The following is a 1,009-nucleotide window of genomic DNA, read 5'->3' as shown; positions in this document are numbered from 1 at the left end:
TGCGTGCCCCCAACGGGATTCGAACCCGTGTTACCGCCGTGAAAGGGCGATGTCCTAGGCCCCTAGACGATGGGGACGTTTGAGGCTTGGCAATCGTACCTGCCATTGAGCGCGCGACCAAACTCAGGTTTTTCAAAGATGAACATACAAAAAAAGGAGCACCAATGTCTAAGAATTACCCTAGACACGGATGCTCCTATTTGTAAGAGTGAATAGTTAGCCGATTGCCCAGCGAACTGAGACAGAAACTGCGACTTTCTGTTGTCCCAAGTCGATCTGAGTTGCTGAATCTTCAGCCTTTGTTGAAACTGAGTAGATTGGGTAGGAAATAGGTGCTGATGTCTCTTCAAGGAAAATCACTTTGCCGAGTTTAATGCCCAGGAGTTTTGCATATGATTTTGCCTTTGCTTTGGCACGTGCAACTGCGAGTCCACGGGCTACATCGGTTGCCTTGTCATCATTGATGACAAAAGGGCTCACACCATTTATCAGAATATTATTTCCACCGGCATCAACGATTGCATCAATTACTGCACCTGCTGTCGAAGCTGCACGTACTGTAATATTAAAACTCTGTGATGCCCGGTAGCCACTTAGTACTGGTGCACTTCCATCTTGTGGGTATGAATACTCTGGATAAACAGTTGCAGATTGTGTTGCAAGATCTTTAGCAGCGATTTTTGCTGCAGTCAATGCACGGCGAACAGCAGATGCCGATGTTGAGGATGCGGCAAGTGCTTCTTTAGTGGTTTTTGCAAGCACCGAAACAGTTGCATCGATCCGCACTGCATCTGGAACAACCAATGTCGTTCCGGTAGCACTGACCGCGATATATCGAACTGTAGGTTCTGCTGCAATCGCAGGCATAGCAAGAGTTACGCCTCCGATGAGTGAGAAAGCAATGGATAGGGCTGCGATTCTTCGAAATGATGTAGTTTTCATGTATTAAGTATCGTGTATTAGTTGTAAAGAGCGTTAAAGATTCCTGAGAATAGTGGGAGAATTTGTA

1 protein-coding gene and 1 tRNA gene are annotated in these 1,009 nt (G+C 46.3%); both read right to left on the bottom strand.

Features of this window, described 5'->3' with window-relative positions; all coding sequences use genetic code 11:
• Positions 1 to 4: 4 nt before the first annotated feature.
• Positions 5 to 77, bottom strand: a tRNA-Glu gene (locus Q8K48_06445).
• Between the two features lie 139 nt (positions 78 to 216).
• Positions 217 to 942: an SIMPL domain-containing protein gene (locus Q8K48_06440; GenBank protein ID MDP1852035.1), complete on the bottom strand. Its 726-nt coding sequence runs from the start codon at positions 940 to 942 to the stop codon at positions 217 to 219.
• Positions 943 to 1,009: the final 67 nt, after the last annotated feature.

Origin of the sequence: Candidatus Planktophila sp. (assembly GCA_030681675.1) — a bacterium.
In the GTDB taxonomy this organism is placed as follows: Bacteria; Actinomycetota; Actinomycetes; order Nanopelagicales; family Nanopelagicaceae; genus Planktophila.
Note: the sequence above shows the minus strand (reverse complement) of the source record. Positions and strands in the feature narration are given on the sequence as shown.

Excerpts from the sequence above, each read along its gene's own strand:
- Q8K48_06440 (MDP1852035.1), bottom strand. The coding sequence starts at position 942 with ATGAAAACTACATCATTTCGAAGAATCGCAGCCCTATCCATTGCTTTC.